Raw genomic sequence first — 23,203 nt, 5'->3', positions numbered from 1 at the left:
GGTCCTCTCGTGTGCTCGTGTTGTGGTCGGCCCGTGACGATCAAGCGGACCGGGCGGTGGTGTCCGGGGTGGCCCCGGGATCGGTCGGCAGCACCGAGCCGGTGGTCTCGTCCCAGTCGTCGTTGACGTTGCCCGCGTCGACCTTGTTCTGCTGCGCGCGCCGGTACATGTAGGCCGACGCCGCGATGAGGAGGCCGAAGATCGCCGCTGCGCCCGCGACGTCGCCGAGCAGGTGGGCGATGTAGAACGATGCCGCGCCGACGAGTCCGGCCGCGGGCAGGGTGGTGAGCCACGCCACGGCCATCCGGCCGGCGACAGCCCAGCGGACCTGTGCGCCGCGTTTGCCGACGCCGGAGCCGAGGATCGAACCGGTGGCGACCTGCGTGGTGGACAGCGCCATCCCGGCTGCGCTGGAGGTCAGGATGATCGCCGCGGATGAGGCCTCGGCGGCCATGCCCTGCGGGGAACTGATCTCCACCAGGCCTTTTCCGAGGGTGCGGATGATGCGCCAGCCGCCGAGGTAGGTGCCGATCGCGATGGCGACGGCACAGCTCGCGACGACCCACAGGGGGAGTCCGTGGCTGACGGTCGAGGCGTCGAGATGGCCGGTGACGATCAGGGCCATCGCGATGACGCCCATGGTCTTCTGCGCGTCACCGGTGCCGTGGGCGAGCGAGACCAGTGAGGCGCTGGCGATCTGGCCGTATCGGAAGCCCTGTTCCTTGCGGCTCTCGGCGAGGTGACGGGTGATCGTGAAGACGAGCCAGGTTCCGCAAGCGGCGACGAGGCAGGCGATCACCGGGGCGAGCAACGCGGGCACGATGATCTTGCCGAACACCCCGTGCCAGTTCACGCCGGAGAGCCCGATGGCGGCGATCCCGGAACCGATGAGGCCGCCGAACAGGGCGTGCGAGGAACTCGACGGCAGGCCGAAGAGCCAGGTGAAGAGGTTCCAGAGGATGCCGCCGATGAGTCCGGCGAAGATGATCAGCAGCGCGGTCGTCGGGGTGATGCCGGCGACGATCTCGCCGGCGTCGGGGCCGGAGGTCTGCTGGATGTTGAGGACTTCTTTGGTGATGGTGGCGGCGACCTCGACCGAGAGGAAGGCGCCGACGAGGTTGAGGATGGCGGAGAGTCCGACGGCGACTTTCGGTTTCAGGGCGCCGGTGGCGATCGAGGTGGCCATGGCGTTGCCGGTGTCGTGGAAGCCGTTGGTGAAATCGAAGCCGAGGGCCGTGATCACCAACAGCACCAGGATCAGCATTTCGCCGCTCATATTTTCATCATGAGGGCTGGGCATCGAAATTCCTAAACGTCTCGGCACGGTTTCGTGGGGATTCGTTGTCTCCTCGGCGTGTCGCGCTTGTTGTCGCAGTTCAGCACCGGTGTGTCGTCCGTCGCTCTCCGGGGCGAACGAACGCTCGGCCGGGCATGGTGGAACCGGCGGTCGCTGTGGAAGAATCCGACGCCATGACATCGATGAAGCTGGGCATGCCGATCAACTACGCGGGCGACTTCCGCGAGACCATCAACAATCTCGCCGACTTCGAGGCTGCGGGTGTGGAGCGGATCGCGGTGCCGGAGGCCTACAGCTTCGACGCGGTCTCCCAGCTCGGCTTCATCGCCGCGAAGACCGAGAAGATGGAACTGCAGACCGCGATCCTGCCCATGTACTCGCGCACCCCCACCAACCTCGCGATGACCGCCGCCGGGCTGGACTACATCAGCGGCGGCCGTGCGGTGCTCGGCATCGGGGCGTCGGGACCGCAGGTCATCGAGGGCTTCCACGGCGTCAAGTACGACTACCCGCTGGGACGTGCCCGCGAGCACGCGGAGATCTGCCGCATGGTGTGGCGCCGCGAGAAGCTGAACTACCAGGGCAAGCACTACAGGCTTCCGCTCGACGAGGAGCACGGCGGTTCGGGACTCGGCAAGTCCCTGAAGATCATCAACAACCCGGTCCGCGACAACATCCCGCTGCTGCTGGCCGCCATCGGCCCCAAGAACATCGAGCTCGCCGCGGAGATGTTCGACGAGCTGCAGCCGATCCTGTTCCACCCGGAGCAGATCGACGCCGCATTCGGCGAGTCCCTGGCCGCAGGCAGGGCCAAGCGCGACCCGTCGCTGGGCGAGCTCGGCATCGTCGTGCAGGCCACCGCGCGGGTCTCCTATGACCCGGAGCAGATCAACAACGCCAAGGAACTCGTCCGCCACCACGCCGCGCTCTACATCGGCGGCATGGGTGCCCGCGGCAAGAACTTCTACAACCAGCTCGCCATCCGGTACGGCTACGTCGACGAGGCGAAGCTCATCCAGGACCTCTACCTCGACGGCAAGAAGGTCGAGGCCGCCGCGGCCGTCCCCGAGGAGCTGGTGAACGCCATGTCGCTCATCGGTTCCAAGTCTCAGGTCGCCGAGCGCGTCGCCGCGTTCCGTGCGGCCGGGGTCACCTGCATCCTGGCCTCGCCGACCGCGCCGACCCACAAAGAGCGGGTCGCCGAGGTCGAGGCACTGCGCGACATCTTCAACGGCTGATCACCGGTCCCGCGAACAGATCTCAGTCACACCCCAGTACGGCGGCCTTTGCGAGGCCGCCGTACTGGTATGCGTACACCGCACCCCACAGCACGGGGTTGGGGCTGTAGTCGCGCGGGACCGCATGCATGACGACGTTGCCGTCGAAGCACTGGCCGAAGACGAACCGGGCCCGCACCAGGTGGTAGCTCCAGCTGACTACGATGACGTCGTGCCAGTCGTGGCGCCGCGCCATCTCGTGCACGAACATCGCCTCGCCGCGGGTCGTGGAGGGTGCCGGTTCGAAACAGGTCACGGTGATGTCCGGGGTGCTCGCCGAGCAGACCCGCGGCATCATCGAATCCTGGTCCGTGTAGGGACGATACGGGTCGGAGATGAGTACGTGATCGGCATAACCCCTGCGCGCCAGCTCGATTCCGTAATCCTCGCGCCCGTCGTGTTCGCCGCCCAGGACGACGATGGCGTCGGCTTTGCGCAGCGGATCGTCGTGGACGCGCGTGAAGAGCTGGTAGCCGCACGCGCCGCCGACGATCACGACGACGAGGAACACGCAGAGCAGCAGCCGCACAACACGTCTCACCATGGCGCACGCGTCCTGACCGAGAGTTCGCGTGACTGTGCTTGCCGGAACAGGTCTGTGGATTCCGAACTCCGTAGGGCGACGACGAGGTACGCCAGCATCAACGACAGGTCGGTCACCGACACGGGGATGGACACCGTGCTGAAGTCGAGCTGCATGCCGAGCACGAAGAAGGCGATGAAGCAGCCGCCGTACAGGGCGACCTCCGACCGAGACGACCGCAGGCAGCGGTAGGCGAGATAGCAGCCGTAGATCATGATCGCGGTGAACAGGATTCCGACGAGCAGTCCGCCGCGGTACACCGACAGCAGCGGCGCGTTGGCGACGTAGTTGATGTTGAACGCCTTCTCGGGATCCTTGAATTCGGCGATGCCCCAACCGTGTCCGAACAACCAGTGTCCGCTCATCTTCTCCGGGAACTCACGTAGCGCGTCGGAGCGTGCGGTCGAACCGGTGTCGCTGTCGCCGAAGGACGAGAAGATCCGGCGCCGGGACGCCGGGATCGCCGACAGCAGGGCCATCCCGCCGACGAGCGTGCCGATGATCGCGGTCCGGCCGCGGGTCGACATGGTGTGGAAGGCGAGCATCAGAAGCAGGGCCAGCACCACAGAGAAGATCGCCGCGCGGCTCAGCGTCATCGCGACCGCGGCGAACAGGAGCAGTGCGAGCGCCCAGCGCCGAAACCCGTCGAAGACCAGCAGGCTGATCATGAGTGCCGCCAGGAAGCCGATGCCCGCCGCGTTCGGGTCGATGTAGGTGCCCGACAGTCGGGCGGTCACCGCCGCTCCGTTGAAGACGAACCGCCCCGCCGACGACGCGTCATATCCGAAGGGGGACAAGAGATCGAAGGTCCGTGCCGACTTGTCGACGGTCAGCATGGCGAGACCCACCGCGGCCGACAGCGACGATGCGACGACGAAGACCTGCCCGAAGGTCCGCAACTGGTCGGCGCGCAACCGCAGCAGTGCCACGACCAGGAGAGTCGCGCTCGTCCACTTCACGTATTCGAGGATGTCGTCGATCCCGTTCTGCATCGTCGCCGCCACCGAGAGTCCGGCCACGACCACCAAGGCCATGAGCGCGTACTCGAGCGGGGTGAAGGTCGAGACATCCCGGGGGTGGAGGACGGTGGCGAGCAGCACAGCCATCGTCAGGGTGAAGATCAATGGCACCGGCGTACCGGGAACATAGCCCGCGGGAAGCAGGGCGACGACCACCGCGAGCGCCCACAACAACCACGTCGGATGCTGCAGTCCGACAAATGATCCCGCGATCAGCGCGAGTCCCAGAAATGCCGCGGTCACGACGGACTCGCCGGCGAGAAGGCAACCGAAGGTGCCGGCCGCCACCACGGCCACGATCGCGAGTGAACGCACAATCCCCACGCGGGAATCATTACATGAACCATCGACGGGTATCGGGGTGAGATCTCCGTCGGGAAACAGTCGCGGGCCAACAACGAGTTCGAGATCACAGCTCTCGAAGCGCGCGAGTGGCCGACTGTGGCTAGAGTTAGCGCGTCGGGGGAAGACACAGGTGTCGAATACTCCGCTGGTGAAATGTTTCAGAGATATTTCCACGGCTGGCTATTCGGCTCTCGGTCCTGCTCCGCCATCGCCGGGAGGAGTAGGTTTCATGCCATTCAATGAGTATGTCCGCATTGTGGTCCGCTACTGGTGGGCCATCGTGGCGAGTGTTCTCGTCGGCGGGCTGGCCGGATTCGGCTATGGCATGTACTTCACATCCGTCGACTACGTGTCGTCGGCCCGACTCTTCGTCACCGCCGAGGGCGGCACATCCGTGGGCGAGTCCTACCAGAACAATCTCTTCGCCGAGGGGCGGGTCAACTCGTACGCGCAGATAGCGACGAGTGAGCAGGTGGCCACCCGTGCCTCGGAAGCGCTGGAGGGGGCCATCAGCCCCGCTGACCTGCGGTCGAAGACGACGGCGCTGCCCGTCGAAGACACCGTGATCCTGACCATCTCGGTATCCGGACCGAGTCCGCAACGAGCGCAGTCCTATGCGGCTGCGGTCGCCCAGCAGACCGTCGAGGTCGTGCAGGAGCTCGAGACGTCACGACGCGGCGGGACATCGGCGGCCTCGGCAGTGCTCTACGACGAGCCCGGGCTCCCGTCGACGGCGGGCCGGCCGTGGATGTTGTGGACCGCGATCGGCGCAGGCGCCGGACTCGTCGTCGGCGTCGTGATCGCGCTGCTGCTCGGTTGGCGGCGTCGCGGAACCGTCGTCGACGAGGTGACCGCCGTCGACTCGACCCACCATCCCGTGCTCGCGGCGCTGTCGCCGCGGACGATCCCGATCGAGACGTTCGGCACCGACGATTCCGCCGACCGGGACGCGGATGCCCTTCGCGGACTGCACAATCTGATCCGCTTCCTCGGCGGACAGCGTGACGAACAGGCCCGCGCGCCGCGGGTCATCGGGTTCACCGGTGTCGGATCGGATGCGGGTGCCGGCGAGATCGCGGCACGCTTCGCCGCGACCGTGGCCGCGACGGGGAACACCGTTCTGCTCGTCGACGGCGATCTGTCCGGCGGCGGGATCACCGCCGGAACCGAACTGTCCGCCGATCACGGACTGTCCACCGTGCTCAGCAGCAGCACCGGCAGTGTCGACCCATACGTCGAACAAGGTGGGCTGACGATTCTCCCCGCCGGACCGGTCCCCCCGGAATCCGGTGCGCTCGTGAGCAGTCCAGTCCTGGTAACCGTGCTCGACGAACTCCGCGAGCGTTTCGACTACATCGTGATCGCCTGTCCCCGCATGGGTTCGACCTCTGATTCGATCGTGTACTCGGCCGTGGCCGATGCGATGGTCGTCGTGGTGCGCACCGGGTCCGCAACCCGAAAAGCCTTGAGCGACAGCGTCACGGCGATCGAGCTCGTCGGATCGGTGATCGGTACGGTACTCGTCAGCGGCAAGGCGGGGCCGGTGAAGGCGCAGGATGTGGCCGACTCCGCTGAGCCCGCCGCTGAAAGCGTTGATGCCGAGACCGGTTCGGAGAGTGTGACCGAGAGGATCCGCTCCACGATCGATCATGCTTCACGTAACGGTTCCGGCTCGGCTGCCGCCGCCGGGGTCCCGTCGGACGGGCGGGGTCGTTGACGCGGGCGTCGACCCGGAGGCGGTTCGCCGCCGTCGTCGCCGCGGTGACGACGGCTCTCGTGGTGAGTGCTTGTGGTGCAGCAGGGTTCGCGGATGATCCGTCCCTGAATTCGGCGATCCCGCTCGCCATCCAGCCGCCGCCGGATCTGGTCACTCCCTATCCGGAACCGATTGTCCGGGGCGCCGCGGACACCGGACGACCCGGCGCGGTAGTCGCGGTCGCCGACCCACCACGCGGCCCGATCCCGGTGATCACCGAACTCGGTGCGATCGTCAAACGAGTCGAGTACCGGTCGACGTCGGGACTGGACCGGTCGCCGACGGTCGTGTCGGGGATCGTCGTCACGCCGAAAGGCGAACCGCCGCCGGGCGGTTGGACGACGATCGCCTTCGGCCACGGTACCACCGGTGTCCTCGACGACTGCGGTCCTTCGGAATACGTCAACCTCCTCGGTAGCGACGAGATCATCGCGGCTCTGGTGCTGAACGGTTTCGCCGTCGCGATGAGCGACTACGAGGGCCTCGGCATGCGGGACGTCGACCATCCGTTCCTCGACGCTCGCACCTATGGCTACAACATGATCGATGCGGTACGTGCCGCCCGCGGGGTATTCCCGGGGCTGGGCAGGAAATGGATCTCCTACGGCGTCTCCCTGGGTGGAATGGCGTCCTGGGCGGCGGGTGAGCTCGCGCCGACATACGGCGGTGGTCTCGACCTCCTGGGCACCGTCGCACTGGTGCCGGTGTCGGACATGACCGGCCTGGTCGAACGCGCCGAGAAGGGCACGCTCACCGCCGATCAGGTCCCGATGATGGCCTACCTGATCGATTCACTCGCACGCGTGCTGCCCGACGAGTTCGACCGCGATGACTACCGCTCGGAGTTCCTGCGGAAGAACTGGTCCGAGGTGCTCCGCTGCATCCCGGTCGTCATACAGAAGACCCAGCGAGTGCTCGACTCCATCGGTGTCGAGGATGTCGCACCGCGCACTCCGGAAGCGGCGACGCGACTCCGGGACCACCTGGCCGCCACGTCGTTACCGGTCGGCCGGGCCACCGCGCCGATGCTGATCATGTACGGCACCGAGGACCCACTCATCGCCGCGCCGTGGACCGAACGGGCGATCCGCCGGTCCTGCGCCGCCGGGTCGCCCATCCAGGCCATGCGCCGGATCGGGGAGACCCACGCCCGGCTCGACTCCGGACAATCGGTGGCCTGGATGAAGTCCCTGGAGTCCGGGTGGAAGCCGCCGCAGAACTGCGGGGCCCGCCCATGAGGTCACCGTCGACCCGCCGACCGGCGGACTACCTTGCGATGGTGCGCCGCAACCTCGTCGTGCTCGTGGCGTCGGCGATCGCGGCCGCCGCCGTCGGCGTCGGTGCGTACACGCTGATGCCGAAAACCTTTGAGGCGCACTCGAGCGCACTGATCATAGCGCCCGGACCGGCGAGCGTCGGCGCCGAACGCGCCAGCGACCTCGCCGGCCAATTGCGCTCGGCGTCGTACGTGCAGCTCGCGGTGTCCGATCAGGTGCTGTCGCGGGTCGCCCGAGCGGGTGCCGCCGGCGTTCTGGGCGACACCGTGACCCCGGACGAACTCCGTGACCTGCTGACCGTCACCTCGCCCCTCGACAGCGCGGTCCTCGACGTCGTGGCCACCGGTCCGACCGGGGAGGCCGCCGCACACCTCGCGAATGCGGTGGTCGACGTCCTGCGCGTCCTGGTGACCGAACTCGAGTGGAGCGACGGCCCGGTGGCGGGGCCGCTGCACGAGATCGACGTCATCGACGTGGCCTCGGTGCCGAATTCATCTGTGTTGCCGAGGTTCTGGGGAACGGTCACGACTGCCGCCGTACTCGGTGCGCTGTTGGGCCTGATGCTCGTGATCGGCGTCGAGGTCGCGCGTGACCGAGTTGTGGATCCGCGCGAGGCGCGTGTCCCGAGGGCGTCGGATGCCGCACCGGGGGGTGTGTCCTTCGTGGGCGCATCGGGAGGGGGAATGTGATGGGGACGAGGATGACCGGGCGCGTCAGGCTGACGACCGTACTGCTGGCCGCGGCGATCGCCGTCGCCGGCTGTTCATCGGACGCCGACGAACCGGCCCCGACGACCGGTGCGGGTGGCGTCGAGTATCGGGTCAACACGGCCGGCGCCGGCCCCGGCGCGTTGCGGGCAGCCGAGACGATGCCGCTGCTCGACCGACGTGTCCGTGCGAATTCGCAACTGGCGCTGCGTGTCAAGTACGTGTCGACCGACGGTCGGACCGGTGAGGAGACCGAGGTGTGGGGAGCGTTCTTCGCGCCCAAGGGTCCGGCGCCGGAGGGCGGACGTCCGGTCATAGTCCTGCCGCACGGAACGAGCGGTGTGCTCGGCGAATGCGGCGTCACGCTCAAGTCCGACCTGGGTGACCTCGCAGTCGCCGCCGCAAGCTGGCTCCAGCTGGGCTACGTCGTCGCAGTCCCGGACTACCAGGGCCTCGGCGATCCCGACGAACAGCGCCCGACGCACCCGTATCTGGATGCGCGCACCTCCGGGCGCAACGTGATCGACGCCGTCCGCGCGGCACGGTACCTCGTCCCGGAGACCGGGACCCGATGGGGAGCCCTCGGCGGATCGCAAGGCGGACAGGCGGCCTGGGCCGCCAACGCGCTGGCCGAAACCTACGGTGGCGAGCTCGACCTCGTCGGTGTCGCCGCACTGTCGCCGGCCTCCGACGTGTCCGGGCTCGCCGACCTCGCCGCGACCGGGAAGATGACCGTCGAACAGTACGGGCTGTACAACTGGCTGCTGCTGGCCTTGAGCGCCGAGAACCCGGATCTGGACCTCCGTCGTTTCGCCGGTCCCCGGGTCGTCGCCCACTGGGACGAGCTGTCCCAGTGTTCGGCATCCCGCGGGGCGCAACGAGCAGAGGTCCTCGAGTCACTGACGGCCGACGATCTCCGTCCCACCTCACCGGAAGCGGTCACCGAACTGCGGGACCTGTTGCGCGAACGTGCGATTCCCGACCTGCCGGCCGCGGCGCCGACCATCGTGGTCTACGGCGGCAAGGACGAACTGATCCGGTCGCGGTGGACAGCGGCGGCCGTGAGGCGCAGTTGCGCACGCGGCGACACCGTCCACACCCAGTTCCAGCCCGCGGCCGACCACGGCGGGATCGACGGCCGCCAGGTGGTGGGCTGGCTGACCGCCCGATTCGACGGCGAACCGAGCTACAACCGATGCGCAGAGATCGAGAGAGCCGGATGACCGAGAACCTGGAACGGCGGGGAGTCCCCGCCGGTGATGTCCCCGCACCCGAGAAGACGCCGACCGTCGGTCGTATCCGCGGCCTCGACGGTCCACGCGGTATCGCGTGCTGGGCGGTGCTGATCGTCCATGTCGCCGTACAGAACTCGCCGGACACGATGGCGAGCGGCGGGCTCCAGTTGCTGGGACAGGCGCTGATCTTCTTCTTCGCGTTGTCGGGCTTCCTGCTGTACCTGCCGTACGTCAAGGGCCTGGTCCGCGGCCGGGAGACCCCGCCGGACGTCCGTTCGTACGCGACGCATCGTCTGCTGCGGGTGTTCCCCGCGTACCTGCTGATCTTCCTCATCACCAACTACGTTCTCCAGGCTTGTTTCGTGGTGAACGAGTTCGTCGCGAGTGAGGCCGGCAAGGACACCGGGACGGGGATGATCACCGACCCGGGGATGCTCCTGGCCAACCTGACCCTGACGCAGACCTACTTCCCGCAGTACCTCCAGACAGGCATCAGCCCATCGTGGTCGCTGACACTGGAATTCGGCTTCTACCTGTCGTTGCCGCTCTTCGGGACGGCGATGTGGTGGCTACGGCGGCGATTCGGAACACATGCCGCGATCCTCGTGGTGACACCACCGGTGATCCTGATCGTGGTCGGGACGATCGGCAAGATGGTCGCGGGTCGGGTCGCCGAGGCCCAGGGCATCACCGCGGTGGCCGAGCAGAACTGGGGACCCAACGCCGTCGCCGTGATCCTGCGGAGCTTCTTCGCCGCCGCCGACAACTTCGCTTTCGGCATGCTCGCCGTCGCGGCGTTCGTCGCGGTCGCCACCGGCCACATCTCGGTGCTGGGCGCCCGGCGCCTGCGTATCGCATCGGCGGTGGCGCTCGTACCGTCGTTGCTGATCATGCTGCTGCTGATCGCGGCCGGGTCGTCGTATCAGTCGACCTTCACGGCGCTGTCGTCCGCGCTGTTCATCCTGATCATCGTGCTGCCGCTGGCCGCGGGCCAGGAGGGCAGGCTCGCCACCGTACTGGACTGGAAGCCGCTCGACTACAGCGGGCGGATCTCGCTGAGCATCTACCTCTGGCATTTCCCGCTGATGATCGTGATCGGCAGACTCGGACTGCTGCAGGGTGATTCGGTGACGGGTCTCATCGTCAACGTCCTGCTTGTCGGCGCGGTCAGCCTCGTGTTCGCGAGCATCACCTATCGATACATCGAGCAGCCCGCCATGGTGGTGGCCAGGAGGATGCGCCGGTGATGATCGGCTTCGTCCGCCGTCGTCCCCTCCTCATCGCGATACCACTCGCGCTGGTGACGCACACCGTCATGCTGGTCGTGGTGATCTCGGGTATCCGTCTCGTCAACGTGGTCCGGGACCCCGCGGACGGACCGGTGCCGTTCGCGGTCGTCGAGGGCCCCGGGAAGGTGGTGTCGGCCGAATACACCGACTCGCTGCCGATCTCGGCACGTCTCGACGACGTCCGCGCGATCCGGGTGACGTACTGGTCCACGGATGCGAACTCGGGAGAACCCACCGTTGTCAGTGGTCTGGTGGTCACCGGTCCGGAACCCGACGCCGGTCAGACGAGGCCGGTCGTGGCGTTCGCGCACGGCACCACCGGCATCGACGAACCGTGCGCACCTTCCGTCGCCACCGGGATGTACGGTCTCGGTGAACTCGCCCACGGTCTCGTCAAGGCGGGTTTCGTGGTGGCACTGCCCGACTACCAGGGCCTCGGCAGTCCGGGAGTGCACCCGTATCTCGACGCCCGGACCGCGGGTATGAACGTGATCGATTCCGTCCGGGCACTGCGGGCGGTGCTGCCCTACTCCTCCGAGAAGTGGGTTGCCTACGGCGGATCACAAGGCGGCGGAGCAGTTCTGGCCGCCGCGATGGCGGCGCCGGAGTACGGACGCGGTCTGACGATGCTCGGGGCCGCCGCGATGGTGCCGGCCGCCGACATCGCCGGCGTGGTCACCAAGTCACAGGACGGCACGATCACCGCCGACCAGCAGCTCATGCTGCAGTGGATCGTCGAGGCGTGGGCTCGTCGCGATCCGGCCGTCCGGCTCGACGACTACCGGCGCGGCCCGGCCGTCACGGCGTGGGACACGCTGTCCGCCTGCGCGGGACCCGCGGTCGCCGGCCGGGCCGAGGCGGCCGAGGCGCTGGGACCGCGCGACGTCGGACCCGGTACCCCGGAGTCCGCGTTCGCATTGGGGGAAGTCCTTGCCGGATACGCCGTTCCGGTGGTCGAGACGCCGGTGCCCATGTACATCCTCTACGGCGGCCGCGACACGTTCATCGACTCGGAGTGGACCGCGGCGTTCGTCGAACGGGCGTGCGCGGTCGGTGATTCGGTGACCGTCGAATTCCAGGAGGACCGCGGACACGGTGACGTGGACGCCGCGGCCGTGTTGCCGTGGATGTCGGCCCGCTTCACCGGGGAGCCGGTGTCGTCGACCTGTTCGGAAAGGTGAACGCGATGCAGGAACCGACGCTTGACCAGACGCGGATCCCGGAGTGCGACCTGCGCATCCACGGCGATGCGCCGGTCCGGGTCCAGCGGATCATCCGCGCCAAGGACGCGGTGAAACGGCTGCTCGCCGCCGGCACCGTCGTCGAACCCGCCGACCGGTACTCCGTCGTTGCGGTTCTCGGGCAATCGAATGCGCATGGTGCGGGAATGCCCGGCGTGGGGGGTCTTCCCCCGCAACCTGATCCTCGTGTCCACCAGTGGCCGGGATGCGGACGGCGGCGAGGTCGGATCCTGCTGGCGGAAGACCCGCTCCTGCATGAGATCCCTGGTGCCGGAGTCGGATTCGCGACGAGCTTCGGATCCCTGCTCGCGGATCACACCGGGGATGCGGTGCTGCTGGTCCCGTCCGCCCGCGGCGACACGGCCTTCCACCAGAAGAACGGATACAGCTGGGACCCGGCGAACCGATCCGCGCGCGTCAATCTGTACGACCTCGCCGTACGGCAGATCGGCAATGCCCTCACCGCGGCCGGTACCGGCGCACATCTTGCGGCGATCCTGTGGCACCAGGGTGAGAGCGACGTTCCGCTGACACCGCCCGACGTCTACCGGGACCGGCTCGACGCCTTGATCACCGGTCTCCGAGGGCGCTTCGGGGAGGTGCCGTTCATCCTGGGCCAGATGGTGCCCGAGGAGATCGTCACCGGACATCCGAAGTACCCGGGTATCGCGGCGGTGCACGCAACCACACCGGACCGGCACGCGGTGTGTGCCCATGTGCCGGGTCCGGAGGGAATGCACAACCCGGGGGAGACGATCCACTACAATGCCGCCGGACAACGCGTGCTGGGGCGGGCGATGTTCGAGGCCTACCGAGACCTGGTGGGCGGGGTGCCCGGATCTCAGTAGGCGCCGTCCGTCGCCACGACGGCGCGGGCGGTGCGCCACAGGATCGTCAGATCCTGCATGATGGTCCAGTTCTCGACGTAGGAGAGGTCCAGCCGGACCGATTCCTCCCAGGACAGGTCGGAGCGTCCGGACACCTGCCAGAGGCCGGTCATGCCGGGCTTGACGAGCATCCGTCGTGCGACGCGGCCGTCGTACTTCGCGACCTCCTCCGGCAGTGGCGGACGCGGACCGACGAGGCTCATCTGTCCGGTGAGGACGTTGAACAACTGAGGGAGTTCGTCGAGGCTGTAGGCGCGGATCACCCTGCCCATCCGCGTGACCCGGGGATCGTCGCGGACCTTGAACAGCAGGCCCGCACCGGCGTCGCGGCCGGCGAGTTCATCCCGCATCCGGTCGGCGCCGGCGACCATGGACCGGAACTTCCACATGCGGAAGGTCTTGTTGCCCAACCCGACCCGCTCGGCCCGGTAGAACACCGGGAAGCCGGAGTCGAGCACCACCGCCACCGCGACCACCAGGAGGACGGGGGACAGTGCGAGCAGGAGAAGTGCTGCGCCGCAACGATCGAGCGCGGCCTTGCGGAAGCGGGTGGCGGCCTCGTACCGCGGATGATCGATGTGGAGCAGCGGCAGTCCGGCGACCGGCCGCAACATCATCCGGGGGCCGGTCACGTCGGTGACCCCCGGTGCGACGACCATGTCGACGTCGAGCCCGTGCAGATTCCACGACAGGTCCTGCATCGCCTGATGACCCAGGGCATCAGCCGAGGTGACCGCCACCGTCGTCGCGCCCGACGCCCCGACGGCGGCGAGGACGTCGTCGAAATCCCCCAGGATCGGCACCGCCGCACCATCGACGTCGATCTCCGCGTCGGTGCCACGATGACCGGGCGGAAGGCACGCGCCGACGACCTCGTATCCCAGTGGCGCCGCGGCCGACAGGCGGCGGACGGTCGGCCGCACCGACTCGACACCGCCGACCATCAGCACCGATTCGCGGTGCCGTCCGGAGATCCGGGCCCGGGCGAGGAGGCGCCGGAAGACGTTCCGGCCCAGCAGCAGTGCGACGGTACCCATCGGCAACGCAAGCGCCAGGTAGCCGCGAGCGATGTTCAGGCCGCCCAGGAGATCGACGATGGCCAGCCCACCGAACACCGCGAAGCACGCGGTGACGACGCGGCTGTACTCCTGGGGGCCGGAACCGAAGATCCGCCGGTCGTAGGTCTGGAAGGCAGCGAGAGCGGCCATCCAGACGACGACCAGTACCGCGGACACCAGGATCGACGGGATGTGCACCGCCGCGGCCGAATGCAGAGCTCCACTGGGACCGAACCGTAGCCGTTGGGCCAGGGCGACCGAGGCGACCACGACCACCAGGTCGGTGACCCGGAGTGCCCTCGTGTACCGCGGAACCCAGGACCGTGAACGCATCTGCCGACGACGCACGGCGATCAGGCGTCGCGGGCCGCCCGGGAAACCCGATCCCGGGCCTGCCGGGATCGGGCCGCGAGCCGAGGTCATGCGATTGCCGCCCGTCTGGCTTCGTCCGCGCCGACCAGAGCGAGGTCGTGCTGGACCATGGCTTCGACCACGTCCGCGAACCTGTTCGTGGGTCGCCAGCCGAACTCGTCGCCGATCTTGCGGGGATCGCCCACCAGATCGACGCCGTCTGCCGGCCGTACGAACGACGGATCGGTCGTGACGAGGTGTTCCCAATCGGCGATCCCGGCCGCCTCGAAAGCGGTCGCGACGAACTCGCCGACACTGTGGGATTCGCCGGTCGCGACCACGTAGTCGTCGTTGGCCCGGTTCTCGGCGAGGGTGATCATCGCGGACACGTAGTCGCCGGCCCACCCCCAGTCCCGCCGCGCGTCGAGGTTGCCCAACACGAGGGGCTCGGTGCTGCCGGCCGCGATCGCGGCGACCCCGGCGGTGATCTTCCGGGTCACGAAACGAGGGGAGCGCAAGGGGGATTCGTGTGGATAGAGGATGGCGTTGGCCACCTCCAGTCCCTTCGACCTCGCCACCCCGGCCATGGTGTGGCCGTACGCCTTCGCCGCCCCGTAGGGCGACGCCGGAGCGATCGGTGTGGTCTCGTCCTGGGGCGTGATCGTCGAACCGGCGAAGATCTCGGCGCTGGAGGCGTTCACGACGTGGACGTGATGACCGACGTCGGCGAGAGCGGACGCCGCCTCGAGGATCGCGACGGTCGACATTGCCGTCACCCGGACGGTGGTCAGCGGATCATGCCAGCTCTCCGACACCGAGGACACGGCGCCGAGGTGGAAGATGTGGTCGGGGGCGTGGTCGGTGATCACGCGGCGCGTCGATTCCGGGTCGGCGAGGTCGACCGGGCTCATCACCACGTTGCCGCCGGACGCGCGACCCACCGCGCGGCCCGGGCGCACCAAGGCGACGACATCCCAACCCCTCGTGACCAATTCCTCGATCAGCAGGTGCCCGTCCTGCCCGTTCGCACCGGTGACAAGGGCACGTGTCGGGGTCATGCGACCTTGCCGGCCAGCTTCTTCGATTCGATGTCGAGATCAGCCTCGACCATCATCGTGATCAGCTCGGTGAAGCCGACCTCGGGCTTCCAGCCGAGGAGTTCACGGGCCTTGGCGCTGTCGCCGATGAGGAGGTCGACCTCGGCGGGACGGAAGAAGCGGGGGTCGATCCGGACGAGATGCTCCCAGTCGTCGATGCCCACGACCTTGAACGCGACGTCGAGCAGCTCACGGATGGAGTGGGTCTCGCCGGTGGAGATGACGTAGTCGTCGGCGATGTCCTGCTGCAGCATCATCCACATCGCACGCACGTAGTCGCCGGCGAATCCCCAGTCGCGCTGCGCATCCAGGTTGCCCAGGGCGATCGAGTCGTCGGTGCCGAGCGCGATGCGGGCGACGGCCTGGGTGACCTTGCGGGTCACGAACTCCGGGCCCCGACGCGGTGACTCGTGGTTGAACAGGATTCCGGAGCTGGCGTGCATCCCGTAGGACTCGCGGTAGTTGATGGTCATGTAGTGTCCGAAGACCTTGCTCACCCCGTAGGGCGAACGCGGCCACAGCAGCGTCGTCTCCCGCTGAGGCACCTCCTGCACCTTGCCGAACATCTCCGAGCTCGACGCCTGGTAGTAGCGGATGTCCTTGCCCGTCATGTCCCGGTGCAGACGAACGGCTTCGAGCATGTTCAGTACGCCCGTACCGGTCACGTCACTCGTGAGTCGTGCGTTCTGCCACGAGTAGGCGACGAATGAGACCGCGCCGAGGTTGTAGACCTCATCCGGATTCGCATAGGTCATCGCCCGCATCAGGCTCGACAGATCGAGCAGGTTCCCGCTCACGATGTCGACGTAGGGATGGGATTCGGCGAGGCGATCCGCCTTCGGATTATTCTGTCCCCGAACAAGTCCCACGACCCGGTAACCCTTCGAATGCAGGAGTTCGGCAAGGTAGAGGCCGTCCTGTCCGGTGATACCGGTGATCAATGCAGATTTCATCGACAATTCTCCCCCGTGTGAGGCGAACGACATCTGTGTCGTTTCACCGACTTTCGAACATGCTCTGATTCCCCGACCAGAGCATGTAAAACCCGCGAACACAACCGAGTCCAGAGCCGCAACCCATGTGGGTCCCCGAACTTGGCGGTATTCTCTGCGCCATGAGAATACGATCATCCCGGCACTTCCGCCTTTCGAGAACCCATTTCCTCTCTGCCTTTGTGGTGAGCATCTCTCTGGTGCTCGGGGTCGCGATCGGTGGAAGTGTCGCCGGATCCGCCAACTCTGCCCCCGCCTCCCCGGGCTGGCTGGGTTCCGGAAGCGCTGCCGGCCCCACCGAGGCGGCGGTCCCCGTCACCACGGCCGGGTTCGGCTTCGCCGGAGGTTCAGGACTGTTGTGGCTCAACGATGCCGACCTCCGCCGCGAACTCGACGCGGTGATGCGGACCAAGGCGACCTGGCTGCGGGTCACGGTCGACTGGAACTCGATCGAGGCGACCAAGAACTCCTACAACTGGTCCACCCCGGACCGGATCATCGATGCGGCGCGCGCCCGCGGGCTCAAGGTCCTCGCGAACGTGGTGTCCTCGCCGCCGTGGTCCCGTCCGGCCGGAACCTTCTTCACCGCCCCGCCCACGAACAATTCCGACCTGAGCGCCTTCTTGAAGAAATTCATCGCGCGGTACGGAAGCAAGGTCACGAACTACCAGATCTGGAATGAGCCGAATCTGCCCATCTTCTTCGGGTGGACGGTCGACGCCGCTCGGTACACCTCCCTCCTGAAGGCCGCCTACAGCACCATCAAGTCGGCGCAGTGGGGTTCCACCGTCATCGCCGCAGGTCTGGCCCGTTCCGGCGGGTGGAACTCACCGCCCAACTTCGCCACCGCGATGTACAACGCCGGCGCCAAGGGCAACTTCGACGCGCTCGCGATGCACCCGTACGTCTTCCCGGGCGGCCTGTACGCCAACCCGGAGAACGCCGTCACCGACATCCCGGCGGTGCGGAACCTGATGATCGCGCGCGGAGACGGCGCGAAGAAGATCTGGTTCACCGAACTCGGCGCTCCCACCGGTACGGCGGCCGACGCCGTCTCGGAATGGGAACAGGCAAAACAGATCACGGATGTGATGGGCTTCGCCGTCTCGGCGGGATTCGTCGGCCCGACGTTCATCTACAGCATCCGGGACACTGGTACCAATCTGGCCGATCGCGAACAGAACTTCGGTGCCATCTACAAACACGACTGGACCCCGAAATACGCAGCAAGCGTCCTGGGAGCGGTCTGACACTGCCACTGTCCGTGGCACATTCTCACGCCCGTTCCGCGTCGGCAAGCTCACATATCGCGAGCACGCCACGCGGAGCGGGCGTTTGCACATTACGATCTCCTTTCGAGCGGACATCGGGGTCCGCGCGAGTGCGTGCACTCGTCATTCACGAGAATTCTTCTCGAGATTCGTCGGGGGGGGAGAAGTGGTTCTTTGGTGCACATGATGGATGCTGGGCTCGTCGTGGAGAAGATGCCGAGAGTGGCGATCGCCCACGACTACCTGACTCAGCGGGGCGGGGCGGAGAAGGTCGTCCTGTCCCTCAGCAGGGCATTCCCGGATGCCCCTATCTACACGCTCTTGTACGAGCCGGATCAGACCTATGACGAGTTCCGGGACAAGACGATCATCACCTCACCGGTGAATCGTGTTGCGGCACTGCGTACCGACCATCGTTCGGCACTGCCGGTACTCCCGTTCGCGGCCTCGCGGATGCGCATCGACGCCGACATCGTGGTGGTGAGTTCGAGTGGCTGGGCGCACGGCTTCGACACCTCCGGGTACAAGCTCGTCTACTGCTACTCGCCGGCGCGCTGGCTCTATCAGACCGATGTCTACCTCGGTGAGTCCTCCAGTGCCGTCAAAAAACTCGCAATCCGACTCCTCGGACCGGCACTACGCCGCTGGGACCGGTCGGCCGCGCTCGAGTGCGACCGCTACCTGGCGATCTCGAGTGCGGTCCGCGACCGCATCGAGGCGACCTACGGACTCGATTCGACGGTGGTCTCCGCGCCGGTGCTCCCGCCCCTGGCGCCGTCCGGGATGGCGGATGCGCCCGACGGCATTCCGGTACGCCCGTTCCATCTGTGTATCTCACGCCTGCTGGCGTACAAGAACGTCGACGCGGTGATCGACGCCTTCCGTGGTACGGACGATCATCTGGTGGTCGTGGGTCGCGGTCCAGAGGCCGAGCAGTTGCGCGCAACCAAGCCCGCGAACGTGACGATGCTGAGCGACCTGACCGACGCCGAGATGGGTTGGCTGTACGACAACTGCACCGCCGTGGTCGCGGCCAGCTACGAGGACTACGGACTGACGCCACTAGAGGGCGGCATGCGGGGCAAGCCGTGCGCCGTACTGCGCTGGGGCGGTTTCCTCGACACCATCGCCGACGGCGTCAACGGAGTGTTCTTCGACGCCCCCGACCCGGTCAGCATCCGGTCCGCCGTCGCCGAGATCGCGAGGCGCGACTGGGATGCCGAACAGATCAAGGCGCATGTCGCCCACTTCGGCGAGGAGAGATTCATCAAGGAGATCAAGAACCGCGTGTCCGAGGCCGTGGTCGCGAGGGAGGCAGAGCGAACGTGAGTACCGAAATGACGACACCGCCGGAGGCAGGACCCGCCGGACCGACCGTCCCGCAGCGTGCGGATTTCCACCCGCGGTACACGTTCACCGAGATCTCGACGATCGCGAAGGCGAAGAACCGGGTCGGAATCCTGCTGTACAACAACATCGTCACATTCATCCCGTCGCACACCGTCCGACAGGGCTTCCTCCGCGCTTTCGGCGCGAAGATCGGCAAGGACACCTCGATCCTGCGCGGGTGCCAGGTCTTCGACATCGATCAGATCCGGATCGGCGAGGCCTGCTCGATCGGCTTCCGGGTGCTGTTCGACGCGCGATCGGGCATTTGCATCGGCGACAACGTCGTGATCGCCAGTGACACCCAGATCATCGCCGGAAAGCACGACCCGGCGAGTCCGGACTTCGCGGCCGTCCTCGAACCGGTGTACATCGGTGACCACGCCTGGATCGCGAGCCGCGCCACCATCGTCAGCGGCGTCAGCATCGGACGCGGTGCCGTCGTCGCTGCCTGCGCGTGCGTCAGCAAGGATGTCGCCGATCTCGACATCGTCGGCGGTGTGCCGGCCAAGACGATCTCGAAGCGACCCGAGTCGGCGTTGCGCTACCGGCCGAAGTACCGGCCGCTCTTCTACTGATGGCCGGCCAGGTGACGGCGGGTTCGGTCGGGGAACCCGGGACGAGAAGACTGGACGGGACACGCCTGGTGTACGTCGCCGCCGAACGGAGCGCGGGCGGTGTCGGGGCCTACTCAGAGGTCTTCGCGGACATCCTGCGGCGTCGGGTCGCCGACTTCCACGAGGTGCGGCACCCCCGGCCGGGTACCGACACGGTGACGGAACTGCGCGCCCGGCGCCGGGAGATCATCGAACTCGTCGACGCCGCGAACGGCCGCCCGGTCGTCGTGCACGGTGAGTTCTCCGGTGGCTCGGTCGAATCCTTCTGGCCCACCGCCGGACTCGAGCGGAAGCGGCCGAACGTTCTGGTCAGTGCGACCGTGCACGACCCGCCCGGACTTGTCTGGTGGCCCGGCCGCGTCGCGTTCCTCGGGCAGCGCAAGCTCCTCAACCACGCCGTGCACTTCCCGCTCCGGCCGCTCTCGCGGGCGATCGAGCGGCAGGTGGTCGGAAACCGCACCCTCTTCGCGATGAGTGATGCCGGGGCGCGGTCCTTGCTGCGCGCCTACCCCGACACCACGGTGCGCCATGCGCACATGCCGGTGTGGAGCCGCGGTGAGGTGGTCTCCGCGCCGGATCGTCCGAAAGCGGTCGGGTTGTTCGGACTCGTCTATCGCGGAAAGGGTTTCGAGCACGTCGAACGACTCCGCAGCCTGCTTCCCGACGACATCGTCATCCGCATCGCCGGGCGCGGGACCGAATCGCTGCCCGCGATCGACGGGGTGGAGATCCTGGGCGGGATCCACGACGCGGACCTTCCCGCCTACTTCTCCTCCATCCGGGCACTCGTCGTCCCGTACGGCGCGCGGAGTCCGTACGGCGAAGCGTTCCCCGGGTCGAGTGTCGTCACCGACGCCATCGCCCATCTCACCCCGGTCGTGTGCACGGGACACGGCGCGCTCGGTGAACTCCGGACCGAAGGCGGTGTCCACGTCGTCGACGACGACGTGCGAACCGCCGACGAGACGGTCGGGGAGTTGGCTGCGGCGGCCGCGGAGCTCGTCGGATCGCGAGAACGTCTGTCCGCCATGGCCGAGTCGCTCAGGGCGATGCGTGAGGTGCGCGAGCCGGACGAGGTCGTCGAAACCTACCTCGACACCTGGGCGAGGTCGGTGTGCCGGGCATGAGCGGCGCCACCGAGACCGGCGCCACCGAGACCGGCGTGACCGAAACCGGGGTGCAGGCACTGCCCGTCGACAACCGACGCCACGTGATCAAGGCGCTCGTCGCCGCCGCCTGGACCTACGGTGGACGTGCCGCAGGCCTGGGGTGGACGGTTGCGCTGACCTTCCACCTCGGCATCGGCGCCTACGGCCAGTACGCCATGGCTTTCGCACTCGGCGCGATCATCGCTGCGCCCCTGGACAATCCGTTTGCGGTACGCGCCATCCGTGAAGCCGAGGACGCATTCGCGGCGGAGCGGTTGACCCGAATCCTGTTGGGGCTCGGCTTCATGGTCGTCGGCGCGCTGTGCCTGGCGGCACCGTATCTGGTGTGGTTCGCGCTGATCGTCGCGGGCGGTGAGATCGCGTTCAACGCGGTCAAGAGCCGTGCCCTGCGCGACGGTCACCCCGACCGGGTGATGCGCTTCGACACCACCCGGCAGGTCGTCAGTATCGCGTTGGCCGTCGGCTATCTCCAGTTCGCGCCGTCGGCGGACCTCGAGACGGCCAGCTTCTGTTATCTCGCACCGTATGTCGTCATCGGCCTCTACGCCGCGACCTTCGTCCCGCGCCACCGTCCCGGTGTCCCGGGTTCGGCTCGTCTGATTGCGATCCTGTCCGGCGAACATCTCGCGAACGCGCTCTACATGCAGGGCGACATCCTGTTGCTGGGTGCGGTGACCGATGCCGATGTGGCGGGATACTTCGCGATCGCCAGCACGGTCGGCTGGGCGGCCGGCCAGGTCGGGATGTCGCTGGCCGGGACCTACCACGAGCAACTTCGTGCGGCCGGCGGCGCGGTTGCCGCGGGTCCACCGGTCAAACACGTCGTGATCATGGCCGCGGCGACCTCGGCGCTCGTGATGGCGGCGGGATTCGCGCTGCTGGCCACCCCGTATTCATCCGAACTCGCCTGGGCGCTGGTGGTGATCTCACTGTTCGTCGGGCTGCGCGTCATGAACAACGTGCTGACCACGGTTCTCTACGTGCAGCGTCGTGACATCGTGCGCAGCGCGGCAGCCGCCGCACTGGTCCCGGTCAAGCTCGGATTGGTCGGTGCGCTGGCAGTTTTCGGTGCCGTCGGGGCGGCGATCGCTTCGGTGGTGACCGACGCGATCCTGTTCGCGATCTATGTCCGGTCGGTGCGGCCCGAGGGGCTCGTCACCCGAGAAGAGGAAACCGCATGACAGGGGTGGGGCGCATGACCACTGTGACCTTCATGATGGCCAAGGACATCGAGAACGACCACGGCGGCGACGTGGCGCTGGCGCGGGTGATCTTTGACATCGCGGCGGACTCGTTCGACCTGCGTGCGGTGTGCCTGTCCAACCATCTCACCACCGGTGACGCTCCGCGGATCTCGGCCGACGGCAGGGTGATCCGAGTGCCGAAGCCGCCCGTTCGGCTCCCGGCGCTCGTCGGCAACAGTGTGCGGACCCGGCGCAGCGTCTGCCACACCCGGTTCGACACCGACGATCTGGTCAGAACTCTTGACGAACTCGACAGCGACGTCTTCCTCGCCGAGCACTCGTACATGGCCGAGTCGTATCTGCGCTCGACGCAGGTCGATCGCAGCGAACTGGTCATCAACACGGTCAACTCCGAGTCATTGGTGTGGCGACTCACGCGCGGGCTGCCCGGGACATTCGAGGCGCCGCGCATCCTGGCCGACGAACTCCGCGTTTCCCGCCGAGCGTCGGCGATCGGCACCTACGACCTCGAGGAAGCGCAGTTCTACCGGGACCGCGGATGTTCCACCGCCCGCTGGATCGATCTGACCCTGCCGCCGGGAGAGCGGGCCGGCGGCGACGCCGAGATCCCGCGGCTCGTGTTCATGGGTACCCGGGACTGGCCGCCGAATCAGGAAGGCTTCCTGGAGATCCTGCGGCTGTGGCCGCGTATCTCCGACGGCATCCCCGACGCAGAGCTGTGCATCATCGGCGCACCCAAGCCCGGCGCGACACCGCCGCCGTTGCCCGCGGGCGTCCGAGACGTCGGCTTCGTCGAAGACCTCGACGCGTTCCTCGGCACCTGCCGTGCGCTCGTCGCACCCATCCGGACCGGGGGCGGTGTCCGCGTGAAGCTCCTCGATGCCGCCAGCCGTGGTCTGCCAGTGGTCGGGACCACCGCGGCGATCGGGTCGCTCGAACCGGTCTTCGGACTGACCGCCTACGACGATCCCGACGAGTTCGTCGAACGTGCACGCGCATTTCTGCTCGACGCCGAGCTGGCGCGAAAAGAGGGCGCGCGGATTTTCGATGCGAACGCAGATCGCTGGGAGCGGCGTATTCCACACCGGGCCGTCGAAACACTTCTGAGTCGTGGACCGGTTCCGGTCGACCATTGACGGCTCTT

The 23,203-nt window shown here is 67.4% G+C and carries 20 protein-coding genes; 14 read left to right on the top strand and 6 right to left on the bottom strand.

Features of this window, described 5'->3' with window-relative positions; all coding sequences use genetic code 11:
• Positions 1 to 40: 40 nt before the first annotated feature.
• Positions 41 to 1,276, bottom strand: coding sequence for an inorganic phosphate transporter (locus tag C5O27_RS22315; protein ID WP_164905343.1), 1,236 nt, complete (start codon positions 1,274 to 1,276; stop codon positions 41 to 43).
• Between the two features lie 194 nt (positions 1,277 to 1,470).
• On the opposite strand from C5O27_RS22315, the gene C5O27_RS22310 reads away from it, so the two are divergent.
• Positions 1,471 to 2,535 carry an LLM class F420-dependent oxidoreductase gene (locus C5O27_RS22310; protein WP_127963715.1) on the top strand — a complete coding sequence of 355 codons (1,065 nt, stop codon included), beginning with the start codon at positions 1,471 to 1,473 and terminating at the stop codon, positions 2,533 to 2,535.
• A gap of 22 nt (positions 2,536 to 2,557) precedes the next feature.
• Here the strand turns inward: C5O27_RS22310 and C5O27_RS22305 are convergent, their stop codons facing one another.
• Together C5O27_RS22305 and C5O27_RS22300 are read right to left on the bottom strand one after the other, a co-directional pair.
• Complete coding sequence (locus tag C5O27_RS22305) at positions 2,558 to 3,118, bottom strand: YdcF family protein (protein WP_425269583.1); 561 nt, start codon at positions 3,116 to 3,118, stop codon at positions 2,558 to 2,560.
• Positions 3,112 to 4,500, bottom strand: a complete 1,389-nt coding sequence (locus C5O27_RS22300) for an O-antigen ligase family protein (protein ID WP_127963714.1) — start codon at positions 4,498 to 4,500, stop codon at positions 3,112 to 3,114. The genes C5O27_RS22305 and C5O27_RS22300 overlap by 7 nt, the downstream gene beginning before the upstream one ends.
• 250 nt (positions 4,501 to 4,750) lie before the next feature.
• Between C5O27_RS22300 and C5O27_RS22295 the strand changes: the two genes are divergently transcribed.
• The 7 genes from C5O27_RS22295 to C5O27_RS22265 are packed head-to-tail and all read left to right on the top strand — an operon-like array spanning position 4,751 to position 12,874.
• Positions 4,751 to 6,238, top strand: a complete 1,488-nt coding sequence (locus C5O27_RS22295; RefSeq protein ID WP_127963713.1) for a Wzz/FepE/Etk N-terminal domain-containing protein — start codon at positions 4,751 to 4,753, stop codon at positions 6,236 to 6,238.
• Positions 6,235 to 7,515, top strand: a complete 1,281-nt coding sequence (locus C5O27_RS22290; protein ID WP_164905342.1) for a lipase family protein — start codon at positions 6,235 to 6,237, stop codon at positions 7,513 to 7,515. The genes C5O27_RS22295 and C5O27_RS22290 overlap by 4 nt, the downstream gene beginning before the upstream one ends.
• A complete protein-coding gene (locus tag C5O27_RS22285) occupies positions 7,512 to 8,243 on the top strand; it encodes a YveK family protein (protein WP_127963712.1) in 732 nt (243 codons plus the stop codon). The genes C5O27_RS22290 and C5O27_RS22285 overlap by 4 nt, the downstream gene beginning before the upstream one ends.
• Before the next feature lie 11 nt (positions 8,244 to 8,254).
• Positions 8,255 to 9,484 carry a lipase family protein gene (locus C5O27_RS22280; RefSeq protein WP_244216559.1) on the top strand — a complete coding sequence of 410 codons (1,230 nt, stop codon included), beginning with the start codon at positions 8,255 to 8,257 and terminating at the stop codon, positions 9,482 to 9,484.
• Entirely contained in the window at positions 9,481 to 10,743 is a 1,263-nt protein-coding gene (locus C5O27_RS22275) for an acyltransferase family protein (protein WP_127963711.1), read from the top strand. Before C5O27_RS22280 ends, C5O27_RS22275 begins: the two co-directional genes overlap by 4 nt.
• Positions 10,743 to 11,966, top strand: coding sequence for a lipase family protein (locus C5O27_RS22270; RefSeq protein ID WP_127963710.1), 1,224 nt, complete (start codon positions 10,743 to 10,745; stop codon positions 11,964 to 11,966). Before C5O27_RS22275 ends, C5O27_RS22270 begins: the two co-directional genes overlap by 1 nt.
• A gap of 5 nt (positions 11,967 to 11,971) precedes the next feature.
• Positions 11,972 to 12,874 carry a sialate O-acetylesterase gene (locus C5O27_RS22265; protein WP_127963709.1) on the top strand — a complete coding sequence of 301 codons (903 nt, stop codon included), beginning with the start codon at positions 11,972 to 11,974 and terminating at the stop codon, positions 12,872 to 12,874.
• Here C5O27_RS22265 and C5O27_RS22260 read toward each other — a convergent pair.
• Genes C5O27_RS22260 through C5O27_RS22250 form a run of 3 tightly spaced genes read right to left on the bottom strand, consistent with a single transcriptional unit; the run spans position 12,868 to position 16,372 of the window.
• Positions 12,868 to 14,394 (bottom strand): sugar transferase, encoded by a 1,527-nt coding sequence (locus tag C5O27_RS22260; RefSeq protein ID WP_164905341.1) that lies wholly within the window; start codon positions 14,392 to 14,394, stop codon positions 12,868 to 12,870. The genes C5O27_RS22265 and C5O27_RS22260 overlap by 7 nt on opposite strands.
• Positions 14,391 to 15,380, bottom strand: a complete 990-nt coding sequence (locus tag C5O27_RS22255; protein ID WP_127963708.1) for a GDP-mannose 4,6-dehydratase — start codon at positions 15,378 to 15,380, stop codon at positions 14,391 to 14,393. The genes C5O27_RS22260 and C5O27_RS22255 overlap by 4 nt, the downstream gene beginning before the upstream one ends.
• The gene (locus tag C5O27_RS22250; RefSeq protein ID WP_127963707.1) at positions 15,377 to 16,372 is read right to left on the bottom strand and encodes a GDP-mannose 4,6-dehydratase; all 996 of its coding nucleotides are present in this window, start codon (positions 16,370 to 16,372) and stop codon (positions 15,377 to 15,379) included. Before C5O27_RS22250 ends, C5O27_RS22255 begins: the two co-directional genes overlap by 4 nt.
• Positions 16,373 to 16,593: 221 nt before the next feature.
• On the opposite strand from C5O27_RS22250, the gene C5O27_RS22245 reads away from it, so the two are divergent.
• From C5O27_RS22245 to C5O27_RS22220, 6 genes are all read left to right on the top strand, one after another.
• Complete coding sequence (locus C5O27_RS22245) at positions 16,594 to 17,661, top strand: cellulase family glycosylhydrolase (RefSeq protein WP_127963706.1); 1,068 nt, start codon at positions 16,594 to 16,596, stop codon at positions 17,659 to 17,661.
• A gap of 204 nt (positions 17,662 to 17,865) precedes the next feature.
• Positions 17,866 to 19,011 (top strand): glycosyltransferase, encoded by a 1,146-nt coding sequence (locus C5O27_RS22240; protein WP_164905340.1) that lies wholly within the window; start codon positions 17,866 to 17,868, stop codon positions 19,009 to 19,011.
• A gap of 8 nt (positions 19,012 to 19,019) precedes the next feature.
• Positions 19,020 to 19,646 (top strand): acyltransferase, encoded by a 627-nt coding sequence (locus C5O27_RS22235; protein WP_127963936.1) that lies wholly within the window; start codon positions 19,020 to 19,022, stop codon positions 19,644 to 19,646.
• Entirely contained in the window at positions 19,646 to 20,812 is a 1,167-nt protein-coding gene (locus tag C5O27_RS22230; protein ID WP_127963704.1) for a glycosyltransferase, read from the top strand. Before C5O27_RS22235 ends, C5O27_RS22230 begins: the two co-directional genes overlap by 1 nt.
• Positions 20,809 to 22,035: a lipopolysaccharide biosynthesis protein gene (locus tag C5O27_RS22225; protein ID WP_244216558.1), complete on the top strand. Its 1,227-nt coding sequence runs from the start codon at positions 20,809 to 20,811 to the stop codon at positions 22,033 to 22,035. Before C5O27_RS22230 ends, C5O27_RS22225 begins: the two co-directional genes overlap by 4 nt.
• Positions 22,036 to 22,049: 14 nt before the next feature.
• A complete protein-coding gene (locus C5O27_RS22220; protein WP_127963702.1) occupies positions 22,050 to 23,195 on the top strand; it encodes a glycosyltransferase in 1,146 nt (381 codons plus the stop codon).
• Positions 23,196 to 23,203: the final 8 nt, after the last annotated feature.

Origin of the sequence: Gordonia alkanivorans, from assembly GCF_004011905.1 — a bacterium.
Taxonomy (GTDB): Bacteria; Actinomycetota; Actinomycetes; order Mycobacteriales; family Mycobacteriaceae; genus Gordonia; species Gordonia alkanivorans.
This window is presented reverse-complemented; position numbering and strand designations above follow the sequence as displayed.